The following is a 17,978-nucleotide window of genomic DNA, read 5'->3' on the forward strand; positions in this document are numbered from 1 at the left end:
GGTCCGGCTACTCGACGGTGACCGACTTGGCGAGGTTGCGCGGCTTGTCGATGTCCCGGCCCAGCGCCAACGCCGTGTGGTAGGCGAGGAGTTGCAGCGGGATGCCCATGAGGATCGGGTCCAGCTCGTCCTCGTTCTTCGGGACCACGATCGTCTGGTCCGCCTTCTCCTGCGGCTGGTGCGCGACCGCGAGGATCTTGCCGCTGCGGGCCTTGATCTCCTCCATCGCGGCGCGGTTCTTCTCCAGCAGGTCGTCGTCGGGGACGATCGCGACCGTCGGCAGGGCGGGCTCGATCAGGGCCAGCGGGCCGTGCTTCAGCTCGGAGGCCGGGTAGGCCTCGGCGTGGATGTACGAGACCTCCTTGAGCTTCAGGGACGCCTCGCGGGCGACCGGGTAGCCCCGGACGCGGCCGATGAAGAGCATCGAGCGGGCGTCGGCGTACTGCTTGGCCAGCTTCTCGATCTCCGCCTCCTGCTCCAGGATCTCGGCGATCTGCGCGGGCAGCTTGCGCAGGCCCTCGATGATCCGCTTGCCGTCGCGCACGGACAGGTCACGGGTGCGGCCGAGGTGCAGGGCGAGGAGGGCGAAGGCCACCGTGGTGTTGGTGAAGCACTTCGTGGAGACCACGCAGACCTCGGGGCCGGCGTGCACGTACACGCCGCCGTCGGCCTCGCGGGCGATCGCGGAGCCCACCACGTTCACGACGCCGAGGACCCGGGCGCCCTTGCGCTTGAGCTCCTGCACGGCCGCGAGGACGTCGTAGGTCTCACCGGACTGGGAGACGGCGACGTAGAGCGTGTCGGGGTCCACGACCGCGTTGCGGTAGCGGAACTCGGAGGCCGGCTCGGCGTCCGCGGGGATACGGGCCAGCTCCTCGATCATCTGGGCGCCGATCTGCCCCGCGTGGTACGAGGTGCCGCAGCCGAGGATCTTCACCCGGCGGATCTGGCGGGCCTCCCGGGCGTCCAGGTTGAGGCCGCCGAGGTGCACGGTGGAGAAGCGGTCGTCGATACGGCCGCGCAGCACGCGGTCCACGGCCTCGGCCTGCTCGTGGATCTCCTTGTGCATGTAGGTGTCGTGGCCGCCCATGTCGTAGGAGGCGGCCTCCCACTCCACGGTGGTGGGCTCGGCGGTGGTGCGGGTGCCCTCGGTGGTGTACGTGCGGAAGTCGTCGGCCTTGAGGGTGGCCATCTCGCCGTCGTCCAGGGTGACGATCTGCCGCGTGTGGGCGACCAGCGCGGCGATGTCGGAGGCGACGAACATCTCCTTCTCGCCGATGCCGAGGACGACCGGGGAGCCGTTGCGGGCCACGACGATGCGGTCCGGGAAGTCGGCGTGCAGGACGGCGATGCCGTAGGTGCCCTCGATGAGGCGCACGGTCTCGCGGACCTTGTCCTCCAGCTTCTCCGCCTCGGAACGGGCGATGAGGTGGACGAGGACCTCGGTGTCGGTCTCCGACAGGAACTCGACGCCGTCCGCCTCCAGTTTGCGGCGCAGGTCGGCGGCGTTGTCGATGATGCCGTTGTGGACGACGGCGACCTTGCCCTCGGCGTCCAGGTGCGGGTGGGCGTTCACGTCGGAGGGGGCGCCGTGGGTGGCCCAGCGGGTGTGGGCGATGCCGGTGGTGCCCTTGAAGCGCGCCGGGACCTTGGCCTCCAGGTCGCGGACCCGGCCCTTGGCCTTCACGGTCTTGAGGCCGGCGGTCTTCGGGGAGGTGACGGCGATGCCCGCCGAGTCGTACCCGCGGTACTCCAGGCGCTGCAGGCCCTCCAGGAGCAGGGGCGCGACGTCACGCTTCCCGATGTATCCGACGATTCCGCACATAGGAACAGGTACCCCTAGCCGTAGACGATCCGGCGCAGCTGCCGGAGCGAGAGCTCCGGCGGTGCCACCGCCCGGTATTTCAGGTCCGCCTCGATCCGTTCGAAGATCGTCGCGTTCACCAGGCCCTGGGCCTGGAGCTCGCGGTGGCGGCGACGGACGAACTGCTCGGTCGTCTCGTCGAAGTAGGCGAGCACGTCCTGGATCACCCTCAGCGCCTCGCCCCGGTTCAGGGGCGTGCTGCGGGTCAGATGATCAACAAGGTCGTCGTGCACTCGCTAGATCCTGGGGTATCGGAGATCTCTTCGCAAGAATTCTGCCCGATTTCGGGCAGGGGTGCGCTCGCGGCGGAGCTGTCTGCTACAGGCGCTTCAACACGGCCTGCTTGGCGGCCGTGAACTCCTCGTCCGTCAGGACGCCTGTGCGGTGCAGGTCGCCGAGTTCGCGCAGCCTGCGCAGCAGCACGTCGTGGTCCTCGCCGTCCGCCTGGCGCGGGACGGTGTCCCGGGGGGCGGGTGCGGCCGGATGGGGGATGCGGGCCTGTACGGCCGCCGCGACCAGCGCCATCAGCGGGTCCTTCTTGAACCCCCACAGCTCGACCGCGTGCGGGTCGTACTTCGGCGGCGTCGTGGCGGAGCCGTGGCGCACGACGAAGCGGAGGTGGCCGTTCTCCAGGCCCGCGGCCGGCTGCCACTCCACCGCGCGGACGTCCGTGACCGGGATCGTGCGGGGCCCGCCCGCGGCCTTGGCCTCCTCCGTCTTCCAGTTCCACTCCAGGCGGACCTGCTCCCCGTCGAAGGCGGCCGTGCCGTCCCCGGCGGAGAAGGACAGCGGCAGCGAGGGGCCGGGCAGCAGATACCGGTCGACCGGGCCGGCCGGGACCTCGTCCAGCAGCAGCGCGTTGCGGACCTCGTCCACGACGTACTCCGCGACGCCGTACCGGTCGGGCTCCACCAGCAGTTGGTACGGGTCGTGGGGCTCGGTCAGCCGGCCGCCCGTGGCGATCAGCAGCGGGTCGGCGCCGTCGCGGAGCCGCAGCCGGAGCCGCCCGGCCCGCTTGCCCTGCTCGAAGGAGATCCCTGCCAACGCCTCGACCGGCACGACGAGTTCGCCCAGAGCCGCGCGCAGCAGGGCGACGCCCCTGTCGCGGCCGGGGATCAGCCGCAGGGCGTCGCCGTCGAAGATCCAGGTGCCGTCCTTCTGGATGATTTCCGCCATGGGGTGGATTGTTCCATCCGGGTCACGAGAGAGTGGTCCAGACCTCTTGGAGCGTCAACTGCCCATGGAAGGGACGGTTTTGTGAAACACAGAACGCTGCGCCTTCTCGGTTCCCTGGTCCTCGTCGCCCTCGGCGTCTCGGCGACCGGGGCCACCCCCGCACCCCGCCCGACGTCACCCACCCCGTTCGACCACGTCGTCCCCGCGCCCGCGCACGCCACCCCGGGCGAGCACCCGTACCGCATCACCCGCGGCACCCACATCCGGGTCGACGGCTCCGCGGAGGCGCGCCGCGTCGGCGAGTACCTCGCCGGTCTTCTGCGCCCCTCCACCGGCTACCGCCTCCCGGTCACCGACCGGGGCGCCGGGGGCATCCGGCTGCGCCTGCACCAGGGCCCGTTCGGCGCCGAGGGCTACCGCCTCGACAGCGGGCCCGCCGGCGTCACCATCACCGCGGCGGCCCCGGCCGGCCTCTTCCACGGCGTGCAGACGCTGCGCCAGCTGCTCCCGGCCGCCGTCGAGAAGGACTCCGTGCAGCCCGGCCCCTGGCTGGTCGCGGGCGGCTCCCTCCAGGACACCCCGCGCTACGGCTGGCGTGGCGCGATGCTGGACGTCTCCCGGCACTTCTTCACCGTCGAGCAGGTCAAGCGGTACATCGACCAGCTCGCCCTCTACAAGATCAACAAGCTGCATCTGCACCTCAGCGACGACCAGGGCTGGCGCATCGCCATCGACTCCTGGCCGCGGCTGGCGACCTACGGCGGCTCCACCCAGGTCGGCGGCGGCCCCGGCGGCCACTACACCAAGGCCGACTACCGGGAGATCGTCCGGTACGCCTCCTCCCGCTATCTGGAGGTCGTCCCCGAGATCGACATGCCCGGGCACACCAACGCCGCCCTCGCCTCGTACGCCGACCTGAACTGCGACGGCGTCGCACCCCCGCTCTACACGGGCACCGCGGTCGGCTTCAGCTCGCTGTGCGCCGGCAAGGAGATCACCTACGACTTCGTCGACGACGTGATCCGCGAGCTGGCCGCGCTGACCCCCGGCCGCTATCTGCACATCGGCGGTGACGAGGCGCACTCCACCAGCCACGAGGACTACGTGGCGTTCATGGAGAGGGTGCAGCCGATCGTGGCCCGGTACGGCAAGACCGTGGTGGGCTGGCACCAGCTGACCGGCGCCACCCCGGCGAAGGGCGCGCTCGCGCAGTACTGGGGCCTGGACGGCACGAGCGCCGAGGAGAAGGAACGGGTCGCCGCGGCCGCGCGCAACGGCACCGGGATCGTCCTGTCCCCGGCCGACCGCGTCTACCTCGACATGAAGTACACCGCCGACACCCCGCTGGGGCTGTCCTGGGCGGGCCTCGTGGAGGTGCGCCGGTCCTACGACTGGGACCCGGCCGCGTATCTGCCGGGGGCGCCCGCGTCGGCGATCCGCGGTGTCGAGGCCCCGCTGTGGTCGGAGACGCTGACCCGGTCCGACGAGATCGAGTACATGGCGTTCCCGCGGCTCCCGGGCGTCGCCGAGCTGGGCTGGTCGCCGGCCTCGACGCACGACTGGGACGCCTACAAGGTGCGGCTCGCCGCACAGGCGGAGCGGTGGGAGGCACTGGGCATCGACTTCTACCGGTCGCCCCAGGTCCCCTGGCCCTCGGCCTAGGTCGTGTCCGCGAAGTCCCGCCTGCCGCCCGGCGCCCGGCACGCCCTCTCGGCGCACCGGCCGGCCACCCGCGTACAACCAGTACGCGGGAGTCCGCCCGGCACTCCCCCGAGCTCTTCGAGCAGGGGGGACCCCCAGAGCACGCACCGGACACCGCTCGGCCCGCCCTACGGGCGAACGATGGGACTTTGCGGACACGACCTGGCGCACACGGCACACGACGACGGGCGCGCCCGGAGGACCGTACTCCGGGGGCGCCCGCCTGTCCGTGGGTCAGAGCCCCGCGATGGGGTTCTTCAGGGTGCCGACGAGCTGGAGCGCGCCCGCCGGGTCCGTGAGGTCCACCATCTGCCGGTTGTTCCGCAGCTGGAGCCGGTTGAGGCAGGACAGCGCGAACTCGGGCACGAAGATGTCGTACCGCTCGAACTTCTCGGCGAGCTCGGGCACCGACCGCTGATAGTCGCGGGTCACCTCGGCGACCGTCCCCCAGAAGGCGTCCTCGTCGAGGACGCCCTCGGTGGCGAGGTCGGCCGCGAGGAAGCGGAAGAAGCAGTCGAAGACGTCCGTGAAGACGGACAGCAGCTTCGTGTCCTCGGGCACGTCCACGCGCACCCGCTCGACCGCCGGCGGCAGCACCGCGTCCGGGTCCATCACGGCGATCTCCTCGGCGATGTCCTTGAAGATCGCGCGCCGGACCACGCCGTCCTTCAGGACCAGGATGACGTTCTCGCCGTGCGGCATGTACACCAGGTCGTAGGCGTAGAAGCTGTGCAGCAGCGGGACGAAGTAGGCCCGCAGATAGTGCCGCAGCCACTCCACCGGGTCCAGGCCCGACCGCTCGATCAGGGCGGCCGCGAACGACGCGCCCTCGTGGTCGACGTGCACGAGCGAGGCCATGGTGGCGAGGGTCTCGCCGTCCTCCAGGCGGGCCACCGGGCTCTCGCGCCACAGCGCCGCCAGCATCTTCCGGTACGGCGAGTACCGGTCCGTCGCCGCCTCGTACTCCAGATGCCGGTAACCGACCGCGGCCCGCTCCCGGATGATCGTCAGGCCCGTCGAGCGCAGCACCGGATCGCCGTCGACGAGCTGGGCCAGCCAGTCGTTGATGGCGGGCGTGGCCTCCATGTACGCGGCCGAGAGGCCCCGCATGAAGCCCATGTTGAGGACCGACAGGGCCGTCTTCACATAGTGCTTGTGCGGACTGGTGCTGTTGAAGAAGGTCCGGATGGACTGCTGGGCGAGGTATTCGTCGTCGCCCTCACCGAGCACGACCAGGTGCTCGCGGGCGACCTCGGCGGCGAAGGTGACGGCCAGCTTGTTCCACCACTGCCACGGGTGCACGGGGATGAGGAGGTAGTCACCGGGGTCGAGGTCCCGCGCGCGCAGCACCCCGTGGAACCGGTCCACGGTCTCCGCGCCCAGCTCCTGGCGCAGGAACGACTCGTACTCGACGCCGGCGCCCGCCGTGAACGCGGCGCGCGAGCGGTGGGCCGCCAGCCACACCAGCCGGACCGGACGCGCTGCCTCCGGGGCGTACTCCAGGTACTCGTGGACGCCGAAGCCGAGCCGCCCGTTGTTGGCGACGAAGCAGGGGTGGCCCTCGGTCATCCCGGCCTCGATCGCCTGGAACCCGGACCGGGCCAGCTCGGCGGCCGGGATCCGCGGCTTGGTCAGCTTGAAGCAGGTGCCCGAGAGGGTGGAGGAGATCTCCTCCAGGTACACGGGCAGGATCTCGTCGCTCAGCCCGAGGGACTTCTGCAGCTCGACGAAGAAGTCCAGCGCCTCCAGCGGGAGTTCGGTGTCGTCGCGGTGACGGGCGATCGAGTCGTCGTCGATCTGCCAGTGGTCCAGGGCACGCCGCACGGCGGTGAACGTGTACCGGGTGCGCTCGTCGTCGCTGCGGACCGTGTAGCGCCCGTCGCCGGACGGCTCGGGGGTGAGCAGGCGCTCGTGGGAGAACTCGGCGAGCGCCTTGCGGATCAGGAGGCGGTTGGCCCGCGTCCAGCGGTGGGGGGACAGATGCGCCACGGCGTCGGACAGGCTCATACGGTCGCTCCTCGGGCCGCCTCGAACTGCTCACGGGTGCAGAAGCTCAGCAGCGCCTTCTTCTCGGGCTTCTGTATCTCGCGCTCGGGCACGAACCCCACCGCCGCGTTCAGGGCGTGGACGGCCGTGTTGGCGACGTCCGGCTCCACGACGACCCGCCGGACCGCCGGGTCCTCGAAGAGGTGCTCCATCACGGCGGTGATGACGGCCCGGGTGAAGCCGTGCACGGGACGGTCGGTCGCCGGCGTGAGGAAGTGCATGCCCACGTCGCCCGGCAGCGGGTCGTACAGGCCGGTCAGCTCCCGGTGGGCGGGGTCGTACTTCTCCATCAGGAAGGCCGGCGCCCCGTGTTCGTCGAGGCCGAGCAGGGCGTGGTGGTGCTCGTCGGCCGCGATCTCCATGTAGGCGCGCTCGACGTCCTCCAGCCTCGCGTCCTGCATCATCCAGAACGCGGCCTTGGGGTGGGTCACCCAGGAGTGCAGGAGCTCGGCGTCCCGCAGCGGGTCGAGGGGGCGGAAGGTGAAGGTGCGGGTGCTCATACGGAGAACTCCTGGAACGCGATCGTCTTCTCGACGGGGTAGTACTCGGTGCCGAGCAGCTCGCGGATGATGTACGCGTTGCGGTACGGCCCCATGCCCAGGTCGGGGCTGGTGATGCTGTGCGTGTGGACGCCGGCGTTCTGCAGGAAGATCCCGCGGCCGGTGACGTCGACGGCGTAGTTGCGGGCGACGTCGAAGTTGCCGCGGCCGTCGTAGACGAGGCGGTCGCGCACCGGGCGCAGGAACTCGGGCTCGGCGTACTTGTAGCCGGTCGCCAGCACCAGGCCCTGCGACTCGATCGTGAAGTCCTTGCCCTGCTCCTCCTGGCGGAAGTCCAGGGTGTACGTGCCGTTCTCGTGGCGCGCGCCGGTGAGGGCGGAGTTGGTGAGCAGCCGGGTGGGGACCGGACCGCCGAGGCTCTTTTGGTAGAGCAGGTCGAAGATCTCGTTGATCAGGTCGCCGTCGATGCCCTTGAACAGGCCCTTCTGCTCGGCCGTGAGCCGGTAGCGGGTGTCCTCGGGCAGCGCGCGGTAGTAGTCGACGTACTCGGGGGACGTCATCTCCAGCGTGAGCTTGGTGTACTCGAGCGGGAAGAACCGCGGGGAGCGGGTGACCCAGTTCAGCCGGTAGCCGTGGACGTCGATCTCGCTGAGCAGGTCGAGGTAGATCTCGGCGGCGGACTGCCCGGAACCGACCAGTGTGATGGACTCCTTCCTCTGCAGCTCCGCCTTGTGCTGGAGGTATCGGGAGTTGTGCAGGAAGTCGCCGCCGAGGCCCTCGCACGCCTCGGGTATGTGGGGCGGGGTGCCGGTGCCGAGGACGAGGTGGCGGGCCCGGTAGAGGTCGCCGGCCTCGGTGCGCACGGCGTAGACCGCGGCCTCGTCCTCGTACGTCACCTCGGTCACCGTCGTGCCGAAGCGGATGCTGCTCAGCCGGCTCGCGGCCCAGCGGCAGTAGTCGTCGTACTCGACGCGCAGCGGGTAGAAGTTCTCGCGGATGTAGAACGAGTACAGCCGCCCCTTCTCTTTCAGGTAGTTCAGGAAGGAGTACGGCGAGGTCGGGTCGGCGAGGGTCACCAGGTCCGACATGAACGGCGTCTGGAGGTGGGCGCCGTCCAGGAACATGCCCGCGTGCCACTCGAAGTCGGGCTTCGACTCCAGGAACACGCCGTCGAGTTCGGCGATCGGCTCGGTCAGGCAGGCGAGGCCCAGGTTGAACGGGCCGAGCCCGATGGCCACGAAGTCGTGGATCACGGGCGGGTTGTCAGGACGCGCGGTCAAGGGAGTCTCCCAGGTACTGCTCGGCGTGGCCGGCGATCAGGTCGAGGACGGCGGCGATGTCTCCGGTCGTCGTCTCGGGGTTGAGCAGGGTGAACTTCAGGTAGTGGCGGCCGTTGACCTTGGTGCCCGCGACCACGGCGTCACCGGAGGCGAACAGGGCCTTGCGGGCGTACAGGTTGGCCCGGTCGATCTCGGCCGGATCGGTGACGGCGGCCGGGATGTGGCGGAAGACGAGGGTGGACAGTCTGGGCTCCACGACCACCTCGAAGCGGGGGTCGGCGGCCAGCAGCCGCCAGCCCGCCGCTGCCAGGTCGCACACCTCGTCGAAGAGCTGCCCGATGCCGTCGGCCCCCATCGTGCGCAGGGTCATCCACAGCTTGAGCGCGTCGAAACGGCGGGTCGTCTGGAGGGACTTGTCGACCTGGTTGGGGATGCGCTCCTCGACCATGCGGCGCGGGTTGAGGTACTCCGCGTGGTAGGTGGCGTGCCGCAGGGTCGCGGCGTCGCGGACCAGCACGGCGGACGAACTGACCGGCTGGAAGAAGGACTTGTGGTAGTCGACGGTGACGGAGTCGGCGCGCTCGATGCCGTCGATGCGGTCCCGGTACTTCACGGAGGCGAGCAGGCCGCAGCCGTAGGCGGCGTCGACGTGCATCCAGGTGTCGTACTGCTCGCAGAGCCCGGCGATCTCGGGCAGCGGGTCGATGGAGCCGAAGTCGGTCGTGCCCGCGGTGGCGACGACGGCCATGGGGACCAGACCGTCCCGGGCGCAGCGCTCCAGCTCGCGGGCGAGCGCGACGGTCTGCAGGCGCTTGTCGTGGTCGACGGGGACGGACACCACGGCGTCCGGGCCGAGTCCGAGGAGCTTGGCGGACTTCTTCACGCTGAAGTGGCTGACCTCGGAGGCGAAGACACGCAGTTTCGCCAGGTCGTCCGTCTTGGCCTCCTCACGGGCCAGCAGCAGCGCCTGGAGGTTCGACTGGGAGCCGCCGGAGGTGAACACGCCGTCGGCGGCCGGCCCGAGGCCGATCCGGGCGGCGGTCCAGTCGACGAGCTTGCGCTCGATCAGGGTGCCGCCGGCCGACTGGTCCCAGGTGTCCAGGGAGGAGTTGACGGCGGAGAGCACCGCCTCGCCCACCACCGCCGGTATGACGACGGGGCAGTTGAGGTGGGCGAGGTAGCGCGGGTGGTGGAAGTAGACGGCGTCCCGGAGGTAGACCTCCTCCAGCTCGTCGAGCACCGCGGTGGTGTCGTGCAGCGGGCGGTCGAGGTCGATCGCGTCGACGGCGGGCGCGAGGTCGTCGACCGGGATGCCGGTGAACGGCCGGTCGGTGGCGGCGAGTTTGGCGGCCACCCGCTCGATGCCTTCGGTCACGGAGCGGCGGTACCGCTCCGCGGTCGTGTCGTTGAGCAGGTGCGAGCGCATGGGGAGGTCCTCCGGTGGGGACGGGGCTCTGGGGAGCGTGCCAACTTAGGTTAGCCTAACCTAAGTTCACCTTGCTTATGCCGCGTTCGGACGTGACCGGGGTCACGAAGGGGGCGCGCGCCGGGCGCCCGAGCTCACGCCGAAGCGCGCAACTGTTCCTCGCTCATGCCCTGCCGCCAGTAGCCCACGAAGGTCACCCTGCGGCGGTCCAGGCCGCGTTCGGCGACGAAGTGCCGGCGCAGCGCCTTCACGCAGCCGGACTCACCGGCGAGCCAGACGTACGGCCGCTCGGCGGCGGGGATTCGGGCGGCCCGGACGGAGTCCAGGGCCAGGGGAGTGCCCTCGGGGTGCGCCCGGTCCCGGATCAGCCAGGTGATCTCGGCGTCGGCGGCGGTCGGCAGGTCCTGGACGTCCCCGGCGTCCCGCACCTCCAGCCACACCCGGGCGCGCGTGCCGGCGGGCAGCGTCTCGAGGACGGCGGCGACGGCGGGCACGGCGCTCTCGTCGCCCCACAGGACGACCGGCCCGGTGTCCGCGGGCGGCCGGAAGCGGATCGCCCGGTTGTCCGCGATCGCGGGGCCGAGCACCAGCACCCGGTCGCCCGCGGCGGCCCGCGCCGCCCAGGAGGAGGCCGGGCCGGCCGGAGTGTGCAGCACGAAGTCGACGTCGATCTCACCGGCGTCGCGGCGCAGCGCGCGCAGTGTGTACGACCGCATCACCGCCCGTACGCCGTCCGGCAGTTCACGCCAGCCGTGCCACCAGCCGTCGCCCAGTTCGACGGGGACGCGGGGCTCGCTCTGCCCCGGGTGCGGCAGGAACAGCGACAGGGACTGGTCACGCCCGTCGGAGTGGAAGTGCTCCAGGTCCGCGCCTGCGAAGGTGACCCGGACCAGGGACGGGGTGAGCCGCCGGGTCCGTTCGACCTGGAGCGCGAAGAAGCGGAAGGGGGCTGCGACGGCGGTGGTCATAAGGGGCGACTCCCGGATCGACGTCGGTGTGCCTGCTCACAAGGGGTGCGGGGGACCGGCAGGACCGGCCCGCGGTCGCCCCGCGCCCTCGACCGGCCGCTTCTCAGGCGACCTTCTCGGCCTTCTCGATGGCCTCTGCCAGGTTCGTCAGCAGCGGCGTGCACTTGGCGTACGACAGGATCGGCTCGGGCGAGCGCGGGATGACCTGCCCGGCCTTCACGGCGGGCAGCTTCTTCCAGGTGCCCTCGGAGATGTCGGCCGGCTGGATGGTCTGGGTGCGGTCGTCCATCATGATGATGTCGGCCGGGTACTTGTCGACGTTCTCCCAGCTCAGGCTCTCGTACCAGCCGCCGCCCTCCTTCTTGGCGCTCTCCGGCGGCTCCACGAAGTTCACGCCGAGGGCCTTGAAGTACTCCAGGTCGATGGAGAGGTTCGTGCCGGAGACGTAGAAGATGTCCTGGCTGGCGGAGCCGGCCATCACCTTGATCTCCGGGCGGGCCTTGGCTGCCTTGCGCAGACGCTCGGCGGCGGCCTCGAACTCCTTCTTGGCCTGGGCGGCCTTGCCACTCTTCAGGTCGGCGCCGAGGGACTCGGCCAGCGCCCACACCCGCTCCAGCGGCTGGGTCAGCTGACGGTCGTAGACCGAGACGGCCACGCTCGGGGCGAGCTTGGCGATCTTGTCCTTGGACGCCTCGGGGACGTACCAGAGGGTGCCGGCGCTGTCGAAGGTCGTGGAGATGAGGACCTCGGGGGCGAACGCCGCGTACTTCTCGACGCTGAACTGGTCCCAGACGTTGCCGAACACCGTCAGCTTGCTGACGTCCATGTCGCCGGCCTGCACGTCGGCCTTGCCGTCCTTGGTCTTCGTCGGGCCGAAGACGCCCTTGACCTCGATGCCGTAGTCGTACAGGGCGGCCGCCACACCGACGAAGGCGACGATCCTCGTGGGGACCTTGTCCAGCTTCACGGTGGTGCCGCGGTCGTCCTCGAACGTCCACGGGCCGGACTTGCCGGCGCCCGCGGCCTCGTTCGACCCACCGCTCTTCGCGTCGTCGTCGCCGCAGGCCGCGAGCACGGCGCCGAGGCCGAGGGCGCCACCGGCGGCGAGGACGCCGCGGCGGGTGAGGTGGGTGGCTCTGGCGTTGGACATGGCTACGCTGCTTTCGAACAGGGCTGATCACCGCTGGACAGTTCAAAGGTAGGTTAGCCTAACCTCAGCTGATGTCCAGAGGGTGGGGCGCTGTGAGCGGTCCCGCGCCCGGCCCCGCACGCCGTGAGGCCCAACGCCCCGGTGTCGCCGGGACGTTGAGCCTCGTTCGGATCGTGCTCGGCGGCTCAGCCCACCAGGCCCAGCTCCCGCGCGATCAGCATGCGCTGCACCTCGCTGGTGCCCTCGCCGATCTCCAGGATCTTGGAGTCCCGCCACATCCGGGCCACCGGGTACTCGTTCATGAAGCCGTAGCCGCCGTGGACCTGCGTGGCGTCCCGGGCGTTGTCCACCGCGACCGTGGACGAGTACAGCTTCGCCAGCGCCGCCTCCTTCTTGAACGGCTCCCCGGCCACCAGCCGGGACGCCGCGTCGCGCCAGGCGAGGCGGGCCGTGTGCGCCTTCATCTCCATGTCGGCGATCTTGAACTGGATGGCCTGGTTGGCGCCGATCGGACGGCCGAACGCGTGGCGCTCCTTGGCGTACTTCACCGACTCGTCCACACAGCCCTGCGCCAGACCCGTGGCCAGCGCGGCGATCGCGATCCGGCCCTCGTCCAGGATCCGCAGGAACTGCGCGTACCCGCGGCCCTCCTGGCCGAGCAGGTTGGCCGCGGGGACACGGACGTCCACGAAGGACAGCTCACGGGTGTCGGAGGCGTTCCAGCCGACCTTGGAGTAGGGGGCGGCGACCGTGAAGCCCGGGGTGCCGGCGGGCACGATGATCGAGGAGATGAGCGGCTTGCCGTCCGGCTTGCGGCCCGTCACCGCCGTCACCGTCACCAGACCGGTGATGTCGGTGCCGGAGTTGGTGATGAAGCACTTGGTGCCGTTGATGACCCACTCGCCCGTCGACTCGTCGAGGCGGGCCGTCGTCCGGGTCGCGCCCGCGTCGGAGCCGCCGTCCGGCTCGGTCAGACCGAACGCGCCGAGGATCTCACCGGAGCACAGCTTCGGCAGCCAGGTGCGCTTCTGCTCCTCGGTGCCGAACAGATGGATCGGCATGGCGCCCAGCGAGACACCCGCCTCCAGGGTGATGGCCACCGAGGAGTCGACGCGGGCCAGCTCCTCCAGGGCGATGCCCAGCGCCAGGTAGTCGCCGCCCATGCCGCCGTGCTCCTCGGGGAAGGGCAGGCCGAACAGCCCCATGCGGCCCATCTCCCGCACGATCTCGTACGGGAACTCATGACGCTCGTAGAAGTCGCCGATCTTCGGCGCCACGACATCGTGGGCGAACTCCTCCACCGTGCGGCGGAGGTCCTCCAGTTCGGGGGAGAGACGGTGGTCCATGGCGGTTCACTGCTCCTTGTGGGAGAGGGCTCGTACGGTGCGGGAGGGGCTGGGCCGTCCCAGGTGGCCGGCCATCCACGCGCTCGTGGCGACGAGGTGGCCGAGGTCGACCCCGGTGTCGATGCCGAGGCCGCGCAGCATCCACACGAGGTCTTCCGTGGCGAGGTTGCCGGTGGCGGACTTGGCGTACGGGCAGCCGCCCAAACCGCCCGCGGAGGCGTCGACGGTGGTGACGCCGTGCTGGAGGGCGGCGTAGGTGTTGGCGAGGGCCTGCCCGTAGGTGTCGTGGAAGTGCACGCCGATGACGTCGGTCGGCACGCCCTCCTCATTGAGCCGGGAGAGCAGCGCGCGGACGTGGCCCGGTGTGGCCACGCCGATGGTGTCGCCGAGGCTCAGCTCGTCGCAGCCCATCGCGACGAGCGCCTTGCACACCCGGACGACCTGGGGGAGCGGTACGGCACCCTCCCAGGGGTCGCCGAAGCACATCGACACATACCCGCGCACCTGCGCGCCCTCGTCCTTGGCGCGCCGCACCACCGGCTCGAACACCGCGAGGGACTCGTCCAGCGTGCGGTTGAGGTTGGCCTTGGCGAAGGACTCGGTGGCGCTGGCGAACACCGCGATACGGCGGGCGCCGAGCGCGAGCGCCCGGTCCAGGCCGCGGTCGTTGGGGACCAGGACCGGCAGCTCGACGCCCTGGAGGTCGGAGACGAGCGGGAACAGCTGCTCGGCGTCGGCGAGTTGGGGGACCCACTTCGGATGGACGAAGCTCGTCGCCTCGATCGTCGTCAGACCGGCCGCGGCGAGCCGGTGGACGAACTCCGCCTTGACCTCGGTGGGCACGGTCGACTTCTCGTTCTGCAGGCCGTCGCGCGCGCCGACCTCGTGGATGCGCACCCGGGCCGGCAGGCCCGGCGCCGGGACGGTCATGGGCAGCGTCATCGCTCCTCCTCCGCCGGCGTGACGACCGCGAGGACCTGGTCCATGGCGACCGTCGTGCCGGGTGTGACGTCGAGTTCGGCGACGGTGCCGGCGTGCGGGGCGGAGATGACGTGCTCCATCTTCATCGCCTCCACCACGAGCAGGCTCTGGCCCGCCGTCACCTCGTCGCCCACGGCGACCTTCACCACCGTCACCGTCCCGGGCATGGGCGCGGTCAGCGAGTCGGCGCCCGCGTGGGCGGCACCGGTGAGCGAGGCGGCCACCGGGTCGTGGTCGCGCACGTGCCAGGCGTCGCCGTCGCGGCCCAGCCAGTCGGCGGCCCGCTGGAAGGTGTGCCGGACGCCGTCGAGGGTCACGGACACCTCGTCGTCCGTGACGACGGCGGAGCCGCGCGGGGTGTACTCCACGGGCTCCCGCACCCGCAGGGGGAAGCTCACCGGGCGCGGGGTGCCGCCGAGCCGCCAGCCGCTCGGCACGGAGAACGGGTCCGTCCAGCCGTCGCCGGCCGGGCGCAGCGCGTCGAGGCGGACGGCCGCCGCCGCCTCGTACACCTCCTCGGGCACCTCGGTGGGCACCAGGTCGTCGACCACGCGCTCGACCAGCCCCGTGTCCAGCTCGCCCGTCACGACCGCCGGTTGCGCCAGCAGCCGCCGCAGGAAGCCCGCGTTGGTCGGCACGCCCAGCGTGACCGTCCCGGCGAGGGCCGCGCGCAGCCTCCGCAGCGCGGTCGCGCGGTCGGGGCCGTACGCGATCACCTTGGACAGCATCGGGTCGTACAGGCTGCCGACCTCGGTGCCCTCGCTGAGCCCGGAGTCGGTGCGCACGCCGTCGCCCTGCGGCTCACGCAGCCTCAGCACCGTGCCGCCGGACGGCAGGAAGCCGCGCGCCGGGTCCTCGGCGCAGACGCGGGCCTCGACGGCGTGCCCGGTGAGCCGGATGTCGTCCTGCCCGAAGGCCAGGCGCTCGCCGGCCGCCACCCGCAGCTGCCACTCCACCAGGTCGATGCCGGTGATGAGCTCGGTGACCGGGTGCTCCACCTGGAGCCGGGTGTTCATCTCCATGAAGTAGTACGAGGACGGGTCGCCGCCCGGCACGATGAACTCCACGGTGCCCGCGCCCCGGTAGCCGCAGGAGCGGGCCGCCTGCACGGCCGCCTCACCCATCGCCGCGCGCGTGGCCTCGTCGAGGAGCACGCTGGGCGCCTCCTCGATGATCTTCTGGTGCCGGCGCTGCAGCGAGCACTCGCGCTCGCCGAGGTGCACGACGTTGCCGTGCCCGTCGGCCAGGACCTGGATCTCGATGTGCCGGGGGCGGTCGATCCACCGCTCGACCAGCAGGGTGTCGTCGCCGAAGGAGGCGCGGGCCTCGCGGCGGGCGGCGGCGATCTCGTCCGCCAGCAGCGCCGCGTCCCGCACCAGCCGCATGCCCTTGCCGCCGCCGCCCGCCGACGGCTTGAGCAGCACCGGCATGCCGATCTCGCGGGCGGCGCCGGCCAGTTCGGCGTCGGAGAGGCCGCTGCCGCTGGAGCCCGGCACCACCGGGACTCCGGCCGCCTTCACGGTCTCCTTGGCGCGGATCTTGTCGCCCATCAGGGAGATGGCGTCGGCGGGCGGCCCGATGAAGGTCAGCCCGGCGTCGGCGCAGGCGCGCGCGAAGCCGGCGTTCTCCGCGAGGAAGCCGTAGCCGGGGTGGACGGCCTGGGCGCCGGTGCGGGCGGCCGCCTCCAGCAGCCGCTCCACGGACAGATAGCTCTCACCGGCCGGCGCGGGACCGATCCGGACCGCCGTGTCGGCCTCGCGCACATGGCGGGCGTCGGCGTCCGCGTCGGAGAAGACGGCCACCGAGCGCACGCCCAGCGCGCGCAGCGTCCGGACGACCCGGACGGCGATCTCGCCCCGGTTGGCCACGAGTACGGTGTCGAACATGGTCCCCCTCACATCCGGAAGACGCCGAACTGGGGGTCACCCAGGGGCGCGTTGGCACAGGCGGTCAGGGCCAGACCCAGCACCTGGCGGGTCTCCAGCGGGTCGATGACCCCGTCGTCCCAGAGCCGGGCGGTGGCGTAGTAGGCGTTGCCCTGGCGCTCGTACTGCTCGCGCACGGGCGCCTTGAACGCCTCCTCGTCCTCGGCCGGCCAGGTCTCGCCGCGCGCCTCCAGCTGGTCGCGCTTGACGGTGGCGAGGACCGAGGCGGCCTGCTCACCGCCCATGACGGAGATCTTGGCGTTCGGCCACATCCACAGGAAGCGCGGCGAGTACGCCCGGCCGCACATCGAGTAGTTGCCCGCGCCGTACGACCCGCCGACCACGACCGTCAGCTTCGGGACGCGCGTGGAGGCGACCGCGGTCACCATCTTGGCGCCGTGCTTTGCGATGCCGCCGGCCTCGTAGTCCTTGCCGACCATGAACCCGGAGATGTTCTGCAGGAACACCAGCGGGATGCCGCGCTGGTCGCACAGCTCGATGAAGTGGGCGCCCTTCTGGGCGGACTCCGAGAACAGGATGCCGTTGTTGGCGACGATGCCGACCGGGTGCCCGTGGATGCGGGCGAAGCCGGTGACGAGGGTCTGCCCGAACTCGGACTTGAACTCCGCGAAGCGGGAGCCGTCGACCACGCGCGCGATGATCTCGCGCACGTCGTAGGGGATGCGGGAGTCGACCGGCACGGCGCCGTACAGCCCGGACGCGTCGACCTTCGGCTCGACGGCGGGCGTCACCTCCCAGGGGAGGTCGCGGCGGGCGGGCAGGGTGGCGACGATGTTCCGCACGATGCGCAGCGCGTGCGCGTCGTCCTCCGCGAGGTGGTCGGTCACGCCGGAGACCCGGGAGTGGACCTCGCCGCCGCCGAGCTCCTCCGCGGTGACGACCTCGCCGGTGGCGGCCTTCACCAGCGGGGGCCCGCCGAGGAAGATCGTGCCCTGGCCGCGCACGATCACGGCCTCGTCGCTCATCGCGGGCACGTAGGCGCCGCCGGCCGTGCAGGAGCCGAGGACCGCGGCGATCTGCGGGATGCCCACGCCGGACATCCGGGCCTGGTTGTAGAAGATCCGCCCGAAGTGGTCGCGGTCCGGGAAGACCTCGTCCTGCATCGGCAGGAATGCGCCCCCGGAGTCGACCAGGTACAGGCAGGGCAGCCGGTTCTCCAGGGCCACCTCCTGGGCGCGCAGGTGCTTCTTGACGGTCATCGGGTAGTAGGTGCCGCCCTTGACGGTGGCGTCGTTGGCGACGATGACGCACTCGCGGCCGCTGACCCGCCCGATGCCCGCGATGACGCCCGCCGCCGGGGCCTGTCCGTCGTACATCCCGTCGGCGGCGAGGGGAGCCAGCTCCAGGAAGGGCGAGCCCGGGTCGAGCAGGGTGTCGACCCGGTCGCGGGGCAGCAGCTTGCCGCGCGCGGTGTGCCGGGCGCGGGCCTTCTCACCCCCGCCGAGCCGCACCGCGGCCAGTCTGGCGCGCAGTTCCTCCCCGAGCGCCCGGTGGGCCTCCTCGTTGGCCCGCCAGGTCTCCGACGCGGGATCCGCCGCGCTCTGGAGCTCCGGTGCCTCGTGCATCCTCGCGGTCCCCTCACCTTGTTAATGAG

Annotated in this window: 14 protein-coding genes; 1 reads left to right on the top strand and 13 read right to left on the bottom strand. The window is 71.3% G+C overall.

The window, feature by feature from the left end; all coding sequences use genetic code 11:
• Positions 1 to 7: 7 nt before the first annotated feature.
• The 3 genes from glmS to ACFV46_RS00255 all read right to left on the bottom strand — a co-directional run bounded on the left by glmS (position 8) and on the right by ACFV46_RS00255 (position 3,040).
• The gene (gene glmS / locus ACFV46_RS00245; protein WP_361924702.1) at positions 8 to 1,825 is read right to left on the bottom strand and encodes a glutamine--fructose-6-phosphate transaminase (isomerizing); all 1,818 of its coding nucleotides are present in this window, start codon (positions 1,823 to 1,825) and stop codon (positions 8 to 10) included.
• A 14-nt stretch (positions 1,826 to 1,839) separates the two neighbouring features.
• The gene (locus ACFV46_RS00250; RefSeq protein WP_055623450.1) at positions 1,840 to 2,097 is read right to left on the bottom strand and encodes a hypothetical protein; all 258 of its coding nucleotides are present in this window, start codon (positions 2,095 to 2,097) and stop codon (positions 1,840 to 1,842) included.
• A gap of 85 nt (positions 2,098 to 2,182) precedes the next feature.
• Positions 2,183 to 3,040 carry a DUF4429 domain-containing protein gene (locus tag ACFV46_RS00255; protein WP_385496520.1) on the bottom strand — a complete coding sequence of 286 codons (858 nt, stop codon included), beginning with the start codon at positions 3,038 to 3,040 and terminating at the stop codon, positions 2,183 to 2,185.
• An 81-nt stretch (positions 3,041 to 3,121) separates the two neighbouring features.
• Here ACFV46_RS00255 and ACFV46_RS00260 point away from each other — a divergent pair, with 81 nt between their 5' ends.
• Entirely contained in the window at positions 3,122 to 4,702 is a 1,581-nt protein-coding gene (locus tag ACFV46_RS00260) for a beta-N-acetylhexosaminidase (protein ID WP_385496521.1), read from the top strand.
• Positions 4,703 to 4,975: 273 nt separating this feature from the next.
• Here the strand turns inward: ACFV46_RS00260 and ACFV46_RS00265 are convergent, their stop codons facing one another.
• From ACFV46_RS00265 to ACFV46_RS00310, 10 genes are all read right to left on the bottom strand, one after another.
• Positions 4,976 to 6,748: an IucA/IucC family protein gene (locus ACFV46_RS00265; protein ID WP_385496522.1), complete on the bottom strand. Its 1,773-nt coding sequence runs from the start codon at positions 6,746 to 6,748 to the stop codon at positions 4,976 to 4,978.
• On the bottom strand, positions 6,745 to 7,287 hold the full coding sequence (locus tag ACFV46_RS00270; protein ID WP_385496523.1) for a GNAT family N-acetyltransferase: 543 nt from the start codon (positions 7,285 to 7,287) through the stop codon (positions 6,745 to 6,747). The genes ACFV46_RS00265 and ACFV46_RS00270 overlap by 4 nt, the downstream gene beginning before the upstream one ends.
• Positions 7,284 to 8,567, bottom strand: coding sequence for a lysine N(6)-hydroxylase/L-ornithine N(5)-oxygenase family protein (locus ACFV46_RS00275; protein ID WP_385496524.1), 1,284 nt, complete (start codon positions 8,565 to 8,567; stop codon positions 7,284 to 7,286). The genes ACFV46_RS00270 and ACFV46_RS00275 overlap by 4 nt, the downstream gene beginning before the upstream one ends.
• On the bottom strand, positions 8,551 to 9,993 hold the full coding sequence (gene desA, locus ACFV46_RS00280) for a lysine decarboxylase DesA (protein WP_385496525.1): 1,443 nt from the start codon (positions 9,991 to 9,993) through the stop codon (positions 8,551 to 8,553). Before desA ends, ACFV46_RS00275 begins: the two co-directional genes overlap by 17 nt.
• Before the next feature lie 134 nt (positions 9,994 to 10,127).
• Positions 10,128 to 10,961: a siderophore-interacting protein gene (locus tag ACFV46_RS00285; protein WP_376726727.1), complete on the bottom strand. Its 834-nt coding sequence runs from the start codon at positions 10,959 to 10,961 to the stop codon at positions 10,128 to 10,130.
• A 103-nt stretch (positions 10,962 to 11,064) separates the two neighbouring features.
• The gene (locus ACFV46_RS00290) at positions 11,065 to 12,111 is read right to left on the bottom strand and encodes an ABC transporter substrate-binding protein (protein ID WP_385496526.1); all 1,047 of its coding nucleotides are present in this window, start codon (positions 12,109 to 12,111) and stop codon (positions 11,065 to 11,067) included.
• Between the two features lie 185 nt (positions 12,112 to 12,296).
• Positions 12,297 to 13,457, bottom strand: a complete 1,161-nt coding sequence (locus ACFV46_RS00295) for an acyl-CoA dehydrogenase family protein (protein ID WP_361924719.1) — start codon at positions 13,455 to 13,457, stop codon at positions 12,297 to 12,299.
• A gap of 6 nt (positions 13,458 to 13,463) precedes the next feature.
• Positions 13,464 to 14,399, bottom strand: coding sequence for a hydroxymethylglutaryl-CoA lyase (locus ACFV46_RS00300; protein ID WP_385496527.1), 936 nt, complete (start codon positions 14,397 to 14,399; stop codon positions 13,464 to 13,466).
• The gene (locus tag ACFV46_RS00305) at positions 14,396 to 16,324 is read right to left on the bottom strand and encodes a biotin carboxylase N-terminal domain-containing protein (RefSeq protein WP_385496528.1); all 1,929 of its coding nucleotides are present in this window, start codon (positions 16,322 to 16,324) and stop codon (positions 14,396 to 14,398) included. The genes ACFV46_RS00300 and ACFV46_RS00305 overlap by 4 nt, the downstream gene beginning before the upstream one ends.
• An 8-nt stretch (positions 16,325 to 16,332) precedes the next feature.
• Positions 16,333 to 17,949 carry a carboxyl transferase domain-containing protein gene (locus ACFV46_RS00310; protein WP_385496529.1) on the bottom strand — a complete coding sequence of 539 codons (1,617 nt, stop codon included), beginning with the start codon at positions 17,947 to 17,949 and terminating at the stop codon, positions 16,333 to 16,335.
• Positions 17,950 to 17,978 lie beyond the last annotated feature (29 nt).

This window comes from Streptomyces sp. NPDC059852 (assembly GCF_042731455.1).
Classification (GTDB): Bacteria; Actinomycetota; Actinomycetes; order Streptomycetales; family Streptomycetaceae; genus Streptomyces.